General features: G+C 42.9%; 13 protein-coding genes and 1 rRNA gene. 6 read left to right on the top strand and 8 right to left on the bottom strand.

The window, feature by feature from the left end:
* Nucleotides 1-270: 270 nt before the first annotated feature.
* The 5 genes from CXF80_RS15070 to CXF80_RS15050 all read right to left on the bottom strand — a co-directional run bounded on the left by CXF80_RS15070 (nt 271) and on the right by CXF80_RS15050 (nt 5,996).
* Nucleotides 271-1,813 (bottom strand): 16S ribosomal RNA (locus CXF80_RS15070).
* A 559-nt stretch (nt 1,814-2,372) separates the two neighbouring features.
* Nucleotides 2,373-2,897, bottom strand: a complete 525-nt coding sequence (locus CXF80_RS15065) for a TlpA family protein disulfide reductase (protein ID WP_101033767.1) — start codon at nt 2,895-2,897, stop codon at nt 2,373-2,375.
* Nucleotides 2,898-2,972: 75 nt separating this feature from the next.
* Nucleotides 2,973-3,455: a heme lyase NrfEFG subunit NrfF gene (gene nrfF / locus CXF80_RS15060; RefSeq protein ID WP_101033766.1), complete on the bottom strand. Its 483-nt coding sequence runs from the start codon at nt 3,453-3,455 to the stop codon at nt 2,973-2,975.
* The gene (locus CXF80_RS15055) at nt 3,455-4,009 is read right to left on the bottom strand and encodes a DsbE family thiol:disulfide interchange protein (RefSeq protein ID WP_101033765.1); all 555 of its coding nucleotides are present in this window, start codon (nt 4,007-4,009) and stop codon (nt 3,455-3,457) included. The genes nrfF and CXF80_RS15055 overlap by 1 nt, the downstream gene beginning before the upstream one ends.
* Nucleotides 4,010-4,025: 16 nt before the next feature.
* Complete coding sequence (locus CXF80_RS15050; RefSeq protein WP_101033764.1) at nt 4,026-5,996, bottom strand: heme lyase CcmF/NrfE family subunit; 1,971 nt, start codon at nt 5,994-5,996, stop codon at nt 4,026-4,028.
* A 417-nt stretch (nt 5,997-6,413) separates the two neighbouring features.
* Here CXF80_RS15050 and ccmI point away from each other — a divergent pair, with 417 nt between their 5' ends.
* Nucleotides 6,414-7,670 carry a c-type cytochrome biogenesis protein CcmI gene (gene ccmI, locus CXF80_RS15045; RefSeq protein WP_101033763.1) on the top strand — a complete coding sequence of 419 codons (1,257 nt, stop codon included), beginning with the start codon at nt 6,414-6,416 and terminating at the stop codon, nt 7,668-7,670.
* A gap of 94 nt (nt 7,671-7,764) precedes the next feature.
* Here the strand turns inward: ccmI and CXF80_RS15040 are convergent, their stop codons facing one another.
* A complete protein-coding gene (locus tag CXF80_RS15040) occupies nt 7,765-8,058 on the bottom strand; it encodes a c-type cytochrome (RefSeq protein WP_101033762.1) in 294 nt (97 codons plus the stop codon).
* Nucleotides 8,059-8,381: 323 nt separating this feature from the next.
* Between CXF80_RS15040 and ccmA the strand changes: the two genes are divergently transcribed.
* From ccmA to ccmE, 5 genes are read left to right on the top strand one after another with little or no spacing between them, the layout of a single operon-like run.
* Nucleotides 8,382-9,032, top strand: a complete 651-nt coding sequence (gene ccmA / locus CXF80_RS15035; protein ID WP_101033761.1) for a cytochrome c biogenesis heme-transporting ATPase CcmA — start codon at nt 8,382-8,384, stop codon at nt 9,030-9,032.
* A 9-nt stretch (nt 9,033-9,041) separates the two neighbouring features.
* The gene (gene ccmB / locus CXF80_RS15030) at nt 9,042-9,728 is read left to right on the top strand and encodes a heme exporter protein CcmB (protein WP_101033760.1); all 687 of its coding nucleotides are present in this window, start codon (nt 9,042-9,044) and stop codon (nt 9,726-9,728) included.
* On the top strand, nt 9,728-10,474 hold the full coding sequence (locus CXF80_RS15025; RefSeq protein ID WP_101033759.1) for a heme ABC transporter permease: 747 nt from the start codon (nt 9,728-9,730) through the stop codon (nt 10,472-10,474). Before ccmB ends, CXF80_RS15025 begins: the two co-directional genes overlap by 1 nt.
* Nucleotides 10,474-10,686, top strand: a complete 213-nt coding sequence (gene ccmD / locus CXF80_RS15020; RefSeq protein WP_101033757.1) for a heme exporter protein CcmD — start codon at nt 10,474-10,476, stop codon at nt 10,684-10,686. Before CXF80_RS15025 ends, ccmD begins: the two co-directional genes overlap by 1 nt.
* Nucleotides 10,670-11,158, top strand: a complete 489-nt coding sequence (gene ccmE, locus CXF80_RS15015) for a cytochrome c maturation protein CcmE (RefSeq protein ID WP_101033755.1) — start codon at nt 10,670-10,672, stop codon at nt 11,156-11,158. The genes ccmD and ccmE overlap by 17 nt, the downstream gene beginning before the upstream one ends.
* Before the next feature lie 2,215 nt (nt 11,159-13,373).
* Here the strand turns inward: ccmE and rplQ are convergent.
* Both rplQ and CXF80_RS15005 read right to left on the bottom strand, forming a co-directional pair.
* Complete coding sequence (gene rplQ / locus CXF80_RS15010) at nt 13,374-13,769, bottom strand: 50S ribosomal protein L17 (protein WP_101033752.1); 396 nt, start codon at nt 13,767-13,769, stop codon at nt 13,374-13,376.
* Nucleotides 13,770-13,809: 40 nt separating this feature from the next.
* A complete protein-coding gene (locus tag CXF80_RS15005; RefSeq protein ID WP_101033750.1) occupies nt 13,810-14,799 on the bottom strand; it encodes a DNA-directed RNA polymerase subunit alpha in 990 nt (329 codons plus the stop codon).
* Nucleotides 14,800-14,818: the final 19 nt, after the last annotated feature.

Below are 14,818 nucleotides of genomic sequence, written 5' to 3'. Positions count from 1 at the left end.
ATATTCAAGACACTTAAACAGTGTTTTGAGAACTCAAGATACTAATGCTTTCGCATCAGTATTATTTTTCGCACTAACGTAATCACACCAATAACAACGAATCATTATTCATGCGCCTTTAGTTAGTACTATCAGCTTTCCAAATTGTTAAAGAACAACACTAGCCGGCTGGCGGCGTGTTTCACTCTACTTCCGAAGAAGTTAACAAGTAATCTGTGTGAACACTCACATGCATCGCTGCACTTTTAGGTATTGAGTTAGTCGTATAGGTAAGGAGGTGATCCAGCCCCAGGTTCCCCTAGGGCTACCTTGTTACGACTTCACCCCAGTCATGAACCACAAAGTGGTGAGCGTTCTCCCGAAGGTTAAACTACCCACTTCTTTTGCAGCCCACTCCCATGGTGTGACGGGCGGTGTGTACAAGGCCCGGGAACGTATTCACCGTGGCATTCTGATCCACGATTACTAGCGATTCCGACTTCACGGAGTCGAGTTGCAGACTCCGATCCGGACTACGACAAGCTTTGTGAGATTAGCTCCACCTCGCGGCTTTGCAACCCTCTGTACTTGCCATTGTAGCACGTGTGTAGCCCTACTCGTAAGGGCCATGATGACTTGACGTCGTCCCCACCTTCCTCCGGTTTATCACCGGCAGTCTCCCTAGAGTTCCCGCCATTACGCGCTGGCAAATAAGGATAGGGGTTGCGCTCGTTGCGGGACTTAACCCAACATTTCACAACACGAGCTGACGACAGCCATGCAGCACCTGTCTCACAGTTCCCGAAGGCACAAGTCCATCTCTGGTCTCTTCTGTGGATGTCAAGAGTAGGTAAGGTTCTTCGCGTTGCATCGAATTAAACCACATGCTCCACCGCTTGTGCGGGCCCCCGTCAATTCATTTGAGTTTTAACCTTGCGGCCGTACTCCCCAGGCGGTCTACTTAATGCGTTAGCTTGGGAGCCCAGTGACTAAGTCACCAAACTCCGAGTAGACATCGTTTACGGCGTGGACTACCAGGGTATCTAATCCTGTTTGCTCCCCACGCTTTCGTGCATGAGCGTCAGTCTTTGTCCAGGGGGCCGCCTTCGCCACCGGTATTCCTCCAGATATCTACGCATTTCACCGCTACACCTGGAATTCTACCCCCCTCTACAAGACTCTAGTTCGCCAGTTCCAAATGCAATTCCCAGGTTGAGCCCGGGGATTTCACATCTGGCTTAACAAACCGCCTGCGCACGCTTTACGCCCAGTAATTCCGATTAACGCTCGGACCCTCCGTATTACCGCGGCTGCTGGCACGGAGTTAGCCGGTCCTTCTTCTGTAGGTAACGTCACAGTAACGGGCTATTAACACGCTACCTTTCCTCCCTACTGAAAGTGCTTTACAACCCGAAGGCCTTCTTCACACACGCGGCATGGCTGCATCAGGGTTTCCCCCATTGTGCAATATTCCCCACTGCTGCCTCCCGTAGGAGTCTGGGCCGTGTCTCAGTCCCAGTGTGGCTGATCATCCTCTCAGAACAGCTAGGGATCGTCGCCTTGGTGAGCCATTACCTCACCAACTAGCTAATCCCACCTAGGTTCATCCTGTCGCGGAAGGCCCGAAGGTCCCCTCCTTTCCCCCGTAGGGCGTATGCGGTATTAGCAGTCGTTTCCAACTGTTATCCCCCTCGACTGGGCAGATCCCTAGGCATTACTCACCCGTCCGCCGCTCGTCACCTCAGGAGCAAGCTCCCTTGTGTTACCGCTCGACTTGCATGTGTTAGGCCTGCCGCCAGCGTTCAATCTGAGCCATGATCAAACTCTTCAATTAAAGTTTTTTGAAAACCCCACTCTTACAAGTAAGAACGATGCTTTCGGCTCAATGAATTCTGATTTCATTAATTAGACTCGGAAGAATCTAAATAATGTTTGTACATATTACTATGAACACTCATCGTTGCATTGAGTTGAAATTTTTTGATTGCCAACATTCCGAAGAACAGAAGACAATTTCGAATAACTCAATACCTGTGAATGTCCACACAGATTTCTTGTTTAGATTGTTAAAGAACGTTGCTAACATGAACATCTTTCGATTTTTCATTCAGCGGCCGCTGACGCTAGGTCGTTGGCTTGGGGTGCGTATTTTACGCATTTCCCGTTTCGCGTCAAGTGTTTTTTCAAACTTTCTTTTCGCCTTGAACTCAGTGTTTTGAACCACTTAATTCAACCCAACTCGGTGACTGCTTTCGCTGTCTGCCGTGTCAGTGGATGCGCATTATAGGCAATACAAGATTTAGCGCAAGCCCTTTTTTAAGAAAAAAGGATCGCTTGGCGATCTTTTCACCAAAAGCGATCCTTTAAGATATTTTTTGAGCTTTCTTGAATGTTTATTGTACTTTTACTGTGCTGTTGCGGAATTGGTTAAGGAAACTAATCACATTCTTATCATCCCAATCGACAAACGAGCGAACATAGGCCACCAGCTCACCTTGTTCATTTAAGATAAATGTCGCCGGTATTGTATCGAGTGGGAATACATCTCGTAACTGTTGTTGCGGATCAAAATATGAGTTGAATGTGGATAATTCAAGAGATTCCAAAAATGGCTGTACGACATTAACTGCTTCGGCATCAATAGAAATAGGTATTAGTGCAAAATGTTCTGCATCTAAGCTTTTATCTAATCGATTAAGCGCAGGGAGCTCTCTGACACAAGGTGGACACCAAGTAGCCCAAACGTTAACCACAACCACTTTTCCCTTATAGTGTTCAAAATTAATTGGCTGACCAACGGGGTTGGTGAAGTCAACTAAAGCAATAGGGAATGGTTGCGGTAGGATATTAATCCGATCAAGTGTTGACTCAGTGGTTTGCTTAGCCGCAGCTTGCATGCCGGGGTATGCATTAGCCATACTTGCAATACCCAATATAAAGAAGCTCGTGAAGATATACGCAAACCACTGTTTCAAGGTTAATACTCCGATTGGTTACTTGGTTGTCTTATTAGGATTTAATATTGCATCTAACTCGGCTTGTTGCTCTGTCGACAAGGTTGTGGATTCTGTGGCTTGAATCCGTTGCTTGCGCACAAAGATAAAGCCAATAAAGAGACCCAAAATAAGTAACCCAAATGGACCAAGCCATAGAATATATGTTTTTGAGTCTAGCTTAGGATTGTACAAAACAAAATCACCATAGCGACTAGTCATAAAGTCGATAATTTCAACTTCAGATTTACCACTATCAACCATCTGATACACTTCTAAGCGCAAATCTTGTGCAACAGGTGAGTTTGAATCGACTAAATTTTGATTCTGACATTGTGGACAACGCAATTGATGCGCGAGTGACAATGCCCTTTGTTGATTTTCTGCTGACTTGAACTCATAGGTATCGACTGGTGTAGCCATTACCGTCAAAGTAAAAAGCAAACTCGTACAAGCCATCATTATTTTAAATACGAATTTCATTACGATGCTCCATCAACTTTAGCTTCAGCTTGTAATTGCTGGATCATCGGATACAAGGTTTGTGTCCATACCGTTTGATCTATCGGTCCTGCATAACGATAACGAATAATACCGTTATGATCGACAATAAATGTTTCTGGTGCGCCATAAACCCCAAGGTCGAGCCCTAGGCGACCATCTTTATCAAAGATATTGGCTGTGTAAGGGTCACCTAGAGTGGTTAACTCTTTAATTGCTAATGCTCGCTCGTCACGATAGTTGATACCATATATAGGTAACAAATTACGTTTAGATAACATCATCAAGTAAGGATGCTCATATTTACATGCGGGACACCAAGTCGCCCAAAAGTTTAACATCGACACTTTTGCAGGAAGATCTTTCTCAGTTAAGACTTCACTAGGCACTTCTAAGCGCTCAAGTTGGAAAGCCGGAACAGGCTTTCCTTCTAATGCTGAATCGAGCACTTTAGGATTGAGAAATAATCCTTTGTATAAAAACGCGCCCATACCCAAGAATATGACTAAGGGTATAAACAGTACAAACTTCTTCATAGTGTCTCCGAGTTAATTACACTGTCGCTAATTTTGCTTTTACTACATCTTCTGAAGCAACTTGCTTCACACGATAACGCTTATCTGATGCAGCAAGGAAGCCACCAATCATCATAAAGATTGAGCCAAACCATATCCAACGTACAAAGGGTTTATAATTAAGACGTACAGCAAACTCAGTTAAACTAATGGGGTCGCCCATAGTGACATATAAGTCGCGGAATAATCCCCAATCAATACCTGCTTCAGTCATATCCATAGTACGAACAGTGTATTGACGACGATCAGGCTTTAACAAAGAGACAAATTCATCATCTTTATAAATCTCAATCTGACCTTGTTTGGCAGTATAATTAGGGCCGACAACATTTTTAGTTTCTAAGTACTTGAATGTATAACCTGCCAGCTCTTGGCTAATACCTGGTCCCATGCGAACACTTTTTTCAATCGAGTAATTAGAGACAATTGTTGCCCCCATTACTGACACCGCAATACCAAAGTGGGCAAAGAGCATCCCTAACTGGCTACGACCTATTTGATTGAGACTGATACCGCCTTCTTTATTGCTTACCATATTATAAGCAGCGCGAAGAGTGGCTAGCATGATCCACGCGGTAGCACCCACACCACACATTACCCAAGCATTAAATTCACCGCCAGCAACAAATGGAGCTGCAACACCCACAACTAACGCGATAATAGCTGGAACAAGTAACTGTCTTTTGATTTCACCGGCTTTAGATTTCTTCCAACGAATAATTGGACCTATACCCATAAAACAAAATAGCACTAGTACGATAGGTACAAACACAGCATTGAAATACGGAGGGCCCACTGAAATTTTGCCCATACCTAATGCATCAATCAGTAAAGGATATAGTGTACCCAGTAGAACAGTACCCGCTGCAACAGTAAGTAATACGTTACAGATTAGCAGCATGGTTTCTTTCGATTTAAGCTCAAATCGTGCTGGACTGCTCATTTCACTGGCTCGGAAAGCAAACAGAGTTAACGAACCGCCGACGGCAAGGCCTAACAACAGCAAGATGAACAAACCACGACTTGGATCTGCTGCAAAAGAATGTACTGACGTTAATACGCCCGAACGAACAATAAATGTGCCGAGTAAACTTAATGAGAACGCAAAGATAGCTAGCAATACAGTCCAGTTACGGAATGCACCACGTTTTTCTGTCACGATTAATGAGTGCACTAACGCAGTACCCACTAACCAAGGCATAAATGAAGCATTTTCAACCGGGTCCCAAAACCACCAGCCGCCCCAACCTAATTCGTAATAAGCCCACCAAGAACCTAATGAGATCCCACCGGTTAAAAATATCCAAGCCGCTAAAGTCCAAGGACGACTCCAACGAGCCCATGCAGAGTCAAGTCTGCCACTCATAAGTGCTGCAATGGCAAAAGCAAAACATACTGAGAAACCCACGTAACCCAAATACAGCATAGGTGGATGGAAGATTAATCCAACATCTTGCAGCATCGGATTTAAGTCTCGCCCTTCTAAAGGAATAGGAAATAACCGTTCAAATGGACTTGATGTCAGTACCATGAATAAGGTGAAACCAACAACAATCATCGCTAAGACTGACAATACTCTGGCGGTAAAGACTTCTTCTAACCCTTTACTGAATAGTGCCACAGAGGTAGACCATACAGATAATGCAAAGACCCAGAATAATAGTGATCCTTCATGACCACCCCAAACTGCCGCAATCTTAAAGAAAATAGGTAATTGTGAGTTGGAATGATGTGCGACATAAGCCACCGAAAAATCATCAACCGCAAAACTGTACCCTAGGATAACGACCGATAGAGTGATGAAAAAAAACATTCCGTATGTCAATGGCCAAGCATAACGAACGAGATACTGGTCTTTACATGCGGAACCATATAACGGCACGCTAGCTAACAGTATGGCAAAAGCCAAACCGAGAATGAGCGAGAAATGTCCAATTTCTGGAATCATGGGTATTCCTTAGTCTAAAAAAATAAGCGGATCTGAAACAAACAAATCACTACAGTACCAATTAATGCGATGAACTAATATACGCACATTAGCTTAAACGAATTTTAACGCATTTTAGAACTTGCGATGACTTCTGTCTGCCATTTTCGTGCAAAATTGGGTCACTAGTCTCATTATGAACATCGATTGAGATAAATAGAAAAGTTTCCACAACCAGTCTGACAGGATTACCTTAACAAAGTTTCACCATGAGTTAGCCAAACAATTCAATCTGTGAACCAGTACGCAACTATCAGGATTTGGATTCATATCTTCCTTATATTACTATTCAATTAATAATCTTTACGTATAATCAAGATTCCAAGCACTGCGGTAATTGCCGCTTTCTCTGTTAACCTAAAAGTGAATATTGAAACAATGACCACATTTTGGATATTTATTGCGCTTGTCGTACTCATCGGCCTAATCATGATTTGGGTTCCACATTTTCGCCAGAAAAAGCTGTTACAAGCTGAAGAATCTGGTGTTCGTAGACAAACTAACCTTGAACTTTTTGCTGAACGTTTAGCGATTCTTGAAAAAGAATTGAAAGACGATCTTTTAGATCAAGTCGAATTCGAAGCATTAAAGAAAGAACTAGAGATAAATCTACTTCAGGATATGAAACAAAAGGGTGACGACTCCCTTGATGTCGAAATTAAATCAAAAACTGCTTTGTGGCCTGCTTTTATGACCATTTGTTTGTTGGCTGTTTCAGGTTACTTTTATCAACAACTTGGTGCTTACAACGAATTAGCCAACCCTCCTTCGCAAGCCAGCAATCCTCATCAGGGTATGGATCCGGCGCAAATTATGTCGCAACGGGTACAGATAATGGAAGCAAAAGTGCAAGCTCAGCCAGACGACAGTCAAGCTTGGTTTAGCCTTGGGCATGCTTATATCTCTGCCAATCAATATGATAAAGCCGTTGCTGCATTTGATAAAGTGATGGAGTTAGTGGGCACGCAAGCTGAACTCCTTGGCCCTAAAGCGACAGCGCTATACTACAAAGCTAATCAACAAATGTCACCGGCAATTCAAGCGATAATTGATCAATCTTTAGCGTTAGATCCACAAGATCCCTCCACGCTGCTTCTCGTTGGTATGGATGCTTTCTTTACCGCAAACTACAATAAAGCCATCAATTCGTGGCAAATGATCTTAGACAGTGATCGTAATGATGTTGATAGAACAGCATTAATGAATGCGATTGAGTCTGCTAACATGCGCCTTGGTGAAAACCCAGACTCAATGCCTAGTGATGCCAATCACAAATCAGATATCACTAGCAACGCCAAAACGGTGGCGATTGAAATATCCATTTCGCCAGAACTAGCGGATAAAGTGGCTGATACAGATACTGTGTTTATTTTCGCACGAGCAACCCAAGGCCTTAAAGTACCGCTAGCCGCAACTAAAATCAGCGCAAGCAGTTTACCCACAACAATTACACTAGATGACAGTACTTCTATGGGTGGCGATGTCACACTCAGTTCAGTACAAGAAGTCGAAATCATTGCGGTATTGTCAAAGAATGGCAGTGTTAAGCCACAGTCGGGTGACTTAAAGGGCACAATTAAAGCAATAAAAGTGGGTGGTAATGCTGCACTAACACTGGATACCTTAGTACAGTAACCCTGTTTAGTCTTAGTGATGTTATACGCTAACATGACTAAGATTGACCCATAAAAAAACCGGCTATTAGCCGGTTTTTTGATCTAGTCGAAAGCTACTTAGACATAAACTCAATTGCTTTTTTGTAATCGTCATCGGTACAGTCAGTACACATACCACCTGGTGGCATAGCGTTTAAACCTGACTTAACCGAACCCACTAAGGCATCTAAACCTTTCGCTAGGCGTGGTTCCCATGCCGCAGTATCATGAGCTTTAGGCGCACCAGCCACGCCCATGCTGTGACAGACTTGACACGCTTTATTATAAATAGCTTCACCTTCTTGAGCAAATACATTTGCAGACAAAGTTAATGCAGCTACTGCAGTCATTGCTAACAATTTTTTCATGTTCATCGTTCCTAATTGCAAATATATAAAGCTTAACGCTGCCCTTTGATTTAGAAGGCAGACTCATTTTGGCAAGATAAGATTACTACAAATAGCAAAAAAACTCATCTTTTTGTGATAACAATCTCAGCTTAGTCCCTAAATCAAGACAATCAGTGCAGTTAAGGTAATATATTAGCAATCATTAAAAAAGTTCAAACTATATATTATTTTTTGGAACCATATCAAATTGCTAGCACTTAATCGGTGACAAAGCTAAACCGGTAAAAGTGTTTGTGTTAATATCTTTTCGAATTCATCCTCAAGCAAAACAAGAGGGATAAGTGACTATATCAAACCAACCAAAAGTACTATTAAGTGCCAACGAATTGACCTGTATTCGCGAAGAACGCATTTTATTTGATGAACTTAGTTTTAACATCAATGCGGGTGATATTGTCCAAGTTGAAGGCCCAAATGGTGCTGGTAAAACAAGCCTACTACGTATTATTGCAGGCTTATCTCGCCCGTATGCTGGTGAGGTTGAATATTTAGGTGAAGACATTAATCGATGTAGAGACGAGTTTAATCTCGACTTGTTATATCTTGGGCATTTGGCGGGTGTGAAAAGTGAGCTCACTGCAGAAGAAAATCTTAACTTCAATTTAAGAATCAGTGGCTATGATGATTTCGACACTAACGTTATTTTGGCGAAGGTCAATTTAACCGGTTTTGAAGAAGCTCTGGCAGGTCATTTATCTGCAGGACAACACCGTCGAACCGCTTTAGCACGTTTACAGCATAGCAACTGTAAAATCTGGATCCTCGATGAACCTTTTACAGCAATTGATAAAAAAGGCGTTGAAGAATTGGAACAACTTTTCATACAACATGCTAAATCGGGAGGATGTGTCATATTAACCACCCACCAAGATATGAGCATTATTCGTGATGACATGTTACGCAAAGTCACGCTCGACTATCGCTTTATATAAGGTATTGGGATGAAACGAGGAATTAGTTACACCGCATCATTCATGACGTTTTTGCAACGAGATTTAAGAATTGCTATCCGACATCGCGGTGATATTTTTAACCCACTATTATTTTTTATATTAGTGGTCACTCTTTTTCCTCTAGGAATTGGGCCTGAACCTCAGGTCCTAACAAGAGTAGCACCTGGCATTATATGGGTCGCGGCCTTACTCGCCTCTATGTTGTCATTAGAGCGATTATTTAAAGCCGATTACAACGATGGTAGCCTTGAGCAGATGTTGTTGAGTCCACAGCCATTACCATTATTAGTATTATCAAAAGTACTGGCTCATTGGATACTAACAGGTGTGCCATTAATCTTAGTTGCCCCTTTGTTAGCCGTTCTATTGCATTTAGAGAGTAATAGTTACGGTGCATTAATGGCGACGTTAGCGCTAGGAACCCCGGTGTTATCTTTACTAGGTGCGATAGGTGTTGCACTAACCGTTGGGCTTCGAAAAGGAGGCGTGTTACTGAGCTTACTCATTCTACCTTTATATATTCCTGTACTTATCTTTGCCACTAGCGCAATTGATGCTGCAGGACTCAACCTTACTTATGATGGCCAACTGGCGATACTAGCCGCTATGTTGGTCGGTTCTTTAATCTTGGCTCCTTTTGCAATTGGTGCCTCTTTACGTGTGAGTACAAACTAATGTGGAAATGGCTTCATACCTTCGCTGATCCTGAACGAGCATATAAATTGTCAGGCACACTACTGCCGTGGTTTACCACATTCGCGATTTTACTTATTGGAACTGGGAGCATTTGGGGATTATTGTTTGCACCAACAGATTACCAACAAGGCGATAGTTATCGCATTATTTTCATCCATGTGCCTGCCGCATCGATGTCAATGAGCGCTTATTTGGCAATGGCAACCGCTTCCTTTATAGGTTTAGTATGGCAAATTAAATCTGCCGATTGGGCCGCGGCAGCAATAGCACCTATTGGTGCGGTTATCACATTCATAGCATTACTTACCGGAGCCGCATGGGGCAAACCAATGTGGGGCGCTTGGTGGGTATGGGATGCGCGTCTGACCTCTGAATTAGTCTTACTCTTTTTATACTTAGGCATTATTTCGCTGTATGCTTCATTTGAAGATAAGGTGCTCGCGGCTAGAGCCTCTGGTATTTTGGCCATTGTCGGTGTGATTAACATTCCGATTATTAAATACTCTGTCGACTGGTGGAGCAGCTTACATCAACCGTCTACAATTAAAATAACCGAAAAATCAACCATGTCGACAGATATGCTATACCCACTATTGATCAATATAGTTGGTTTTGGAGTAATGATAGGTGCAATTACCTTAGTCCGTTATAGAACCGAAATCCTCGCTCGAAATGGCATGCGCCCTTGGGTAAGAGATTTAGCAACTGCAGAGGAGGCAAAATAATGCAATTTGATTCATTGAAAGATTTCATTAATATGGGTGGCTATGGATTTTATGTATGGTTGTCTTACGGTGTAACAATCGGCTCTTTAGGAACCTTGATCATCCTCAGCGTGCGAAAAAAACGCACCGTCCTAATTGAAATAGCTAAAAAAATAACGCGTGAACAACGCCTGAAAGAAACAAGAGGTAATAATCGTGAATCCAAGACGTAAAAAGAGATTAACCCTTGCAGTAGCGTTAATAGCCGGTGTTGCAGCTGTTGCTTCGTTATTGTTATACGCACTAAATTCAAATTTGAATTTATTCTATACACCGTATGAAATTACCCACGGGAAAAACGATACGGGTGTAATGCCAGAAGTAGGACAACGGATCCGAGTCGGTGGCATGGTCACAATAGGGTCGATGAAACGCGATCCAAAAAGTTTACATGTTGAATTTGCAGTGCATGATTCAGCGGGTGGAACAGTGTTCGTCACATATGATGATTTACTTCCAGACCTATTTAGAGAAGGCCAAGGGATCGTTGCCCAAGGTATTCTAGTAGCGTCTGGAAAATTAGAAGCGACTGAAGTCCTCGCCAAGCACGATGAAAACTATATGCCGCCTGAAGTCGCTGAAGCGATGGGGCAAAAGCATGAAAAGCCTACCTATAGTGAAGAGGCTATGGGAAATAGTAAGTAAACACAACATTCAATCAAGCCTCTTCGGAGGCTTTTTTTATACCCAGCAAAACTAATTTACCGTCTGCAGGCATTGGATGCTATTCGGGTAAACCAATGCCTCTATCTGGATTCAGACTACTTTAATCATTAACTCAGTATAAGGTCTAGAGTTAAAGGCATATAAATCCACACTAGAAACTTAACGATAACTCATTGAGCCGGCGATGAAAATCAAAGGCACGTCATGATGAGCAGGCACTGAACCTACTGCTCAGCGAACACAAGATCGCTACTTACTAAGCGTTTTGAAAACTACCCTCACCTAGATTAACGAGCCAGATAAATAGACTGTAGAGGTCTCTATGAGGCAAGGATAGCGGCTCTAAGCAGTGTTTAATGTAATCGAACGGTGTTAACCCATTCCTGAAGCCATTTCTATTATGTTGCAAAAAATAACACTCCCCTCTACACCACTATGGTTGAGGTTAACCCATCAGTATTAACGGCCAATCACAAACTGCTTTACTACGCGCTGTCAACGATTGTTGTCGTTATTAAATCCGCTATTCTCTATGTCACTGGCTAGGCTTTGGCCATAGAGCAGGTTGTAATGTATGTCTTGGCCAAGGGCGTTTTTTGGCACTTGCTTAGCTGATGTATCGAGCCAGTGCTTAAATTGCCTCCTGAAGAACTTGAATGAGCCACTCAAAAAAATGATCAGTCTTTTTGACTTAGTGTAGGTATTTGCATTTCAATACCGCTTGGCTATCATGCTCAGTGCCATATCCGCCTTGCTGACGCTGCGAGTTTTGTTTTTCCTGTGCAACTTTCACGTTTCTTTGAATTTATGGTCGTGAATAGCCACACAAGTCTATTGTTTGCCTGTTGGAAGGCCGCGTAGCAATCAATCGGTAAATAACGCTAAACTGGTTTGCTCCGTGGCAAGAAAACCGCTCTCGCACGTGTCCTTGAGGCTACCTTGTTAATAGTCGTACAGCACAAGGCTGTTTAAACCTTGATAACGAGGCTCATCCACGCCAGAGAAATTCTCACCCACAGATACGATTCGTTAATCACTTTGAGCGTCGTTTCATCAGCGTTAGGTTCACTTTTAGTTAATAGAGGTTGGTACCGTAAATCATATAAGGGGTTAACAGGACGGCGGACTTTATCATCCAATCTGCGATTAACGCTTGAGCTGTATCTCTGGCTTGTATAGGGCTAATAGGTACTGCTGATATATACAAAATAGTGCTGGTGATGAGCGAATTAATAGCTTGGGGTTATAATACTTTCACAAATAAGGCTGACTGACAACGAACAGGGGAAGCCCAAAAACCCGTTTGATGCTACAAGCAGATAGTCTATTGAAAAGCGTTGGAGCGTCACCTCTGTCGACATGATCACTGTTATTTATCAAACGCCGCGACGTTTTGAAGCTTAGTTGCTTTACAGAAGTAAAAGGTGCTGAACTGAGATTACGTTAATGACAAAAACCAGTAATCGTTAAAGCGCTGGCTGCATTTATTGGGAGGCAGCTCATTCTTCATGAGAACTTTTGCCATATTAACTCCTGATCTAATAGTCAGTGGTTAAGATAAAGAAGTCATAAGCATTACTGAAGAGGTACTTGCCAGGATGCTGAAGAGGTTGATGTTGCCACTATAGCGTTAACAAACGCTGCGACCTTTTGCCGGTTGGTTGCTTTACGGAAGTAGAAGGTGCTGAAACTGAGATGATGTTAATGACAAAAACCAGTAATCGTTAAGCCGCTGGCTGCATTTGTTGGGAGGCAGCTCATTCTTCATGAGAACATTTAGCCATATTAACTTTTGATGTAATAGTCAGTGGTTAAGATAAAGAAGTCATAAGCATTACTGAAGAGGTACTTGCCAGGATGCTGACGAGGTTGATGTTGCCACTATAGCGTTAACAAACGCTGCGACCTTTTGCCGGTTGGTTGCTTTACGGAAGTAGAAGGTGCTGAAACTGAGATTATGTTAATGACAAAAACCAGTAATCGTTAAGCCGCTGGCTGCATTTGTTGGGAGGCAGCTCATTCTTTCATGAGAACATTTAGCCATATTAACTCTTGATGTAAAAGTTAGTCGTTAAGATGAAGGAGTCATAAGCATTACTGAAGAGGTACTTACCCGGACGCTTATAATATGACCGATGCAGAAAAAAAATAAAAAAAACCGAGCCTAAGCTCGGTTTTTTCGGTGAGTAACTAATTACTCAGCAGCTTCAACTTCAACAGCTTCAGCAGCTTCAGGACGACCTACTAACTCGATGTAAGCCATTGGGGCTTTATCACCGGTACGTAGACCGCACTTTAGAATACGAGTGTAGCCACCAGGACGTTCCTGGAAGCGTGGACCCAATTCAGTAAATAACTTACCTACAACTTCAGCGTCGCGGGTACGAGCAAAAACTAAACGGCGATTTGCAACGCTGTCAATTTTAGCAAGTGTTATTAGAGGTTCAACAACGCGACGCAGTTCTTTCGCTTTAGCTACAGTTGTCTTGATAATCTCATGACGAACTATTGAACAAGCCATGTTACGAAACATAGCTTGACGATGACTGCTGTTGCGGTTTAGTTGACGACCACTCTTACGATGGCGCATGACCTAATCCTTATAACCTAAATCTGTACTAACCTGAGACTTATAGGTCGTCAGCTAAACTAGCCGGTGGCCAGTTTTCTAGACGCATACCTAACGACAGTCCGCGAGACGCTAAAACATCCTTAATTTCAGTAAGAGATTTCTTACCTAAGTTAGGGGTCTTAAGCAACTCAACTTCAGTGCGTTGTACCAGATCTCCGATGTAATGAATCGCTTCGGCTTTTAAACAGTTAGCCGAACGTACAGTTAGCTCTAAATCGTCGACAGGACGCAGCAAAATCGGATCGAACTCCGGTTTCTCTTCTACAACAGCCTGCTCAGTCACATCACGTAATTCAACAAACGCATCTAGCTGTTCAGCTAAAATGGTTGCGGAACGACGAATGGCTTCCTCAGGATCAATAGTACCGTTAGTGGTCATATCAATCACAAGTTTGTCTAAGTCAGTACGTTGTTCTACACGAGCAGCTTCAACATTATATGCAATGCGAGCTACAGGCGAGAATGAAGCATCAATCAATAAGCGACCGATTGGGCGATCATCGTCTTCAGTCTGTGCACGAGCCGAAGCAGGCACATAACCACGACCACGCTCAACGCGGATACGCATGCTGATATCATTGTTACCAGTCAAGTGACAGATAACATGATCAGGATTCACGATGGTAACATCACCATCATGCGTGATATCTGCTGCTGTAACAGGGCCTGTGCCGGACTTGCTTAATGTAAGCAAAGCCTCGTCTTTACCCTCGATGGTCACTGCTAATCCCTTAAGATTAAGCAATATCTCAAGGATATCTTCTTGCACGCCTTCCTTACTGCTGTATTCATGCAGTACGCCGTCAATTTCGACTTCAGTAACTGCACAGCCAGGCATAGACGACAATAGGATTCGACGCAACGCGTTACCTAAGGTATGGCCAAAACCACGTTCTAGTGGCTCTAGTGTAACTTTGGCGCGAGTTGAATTAACCTGCTCAATATCAACGAGACGCGGTTTAAGAAATTCTGTAACAGAACCCTGCATTGTGTCCTCTCTTGTTTGT

Source organism: Shewanella sp. Actino-trap-3, from assembly GCF_002836275.1.
Taxonomy (GTDB): domain Bacteria; phylum Pseudomonadota; class Gammaproteobacteria; order Enterobacterales; family Shewanellaceae; genus Shewanella; species Shewanella psychromarinicola.
Note: the sequence above shows the minus strand (reverse complement) of the source record. Positions and strands in the feature narration are given on the sequence as shown.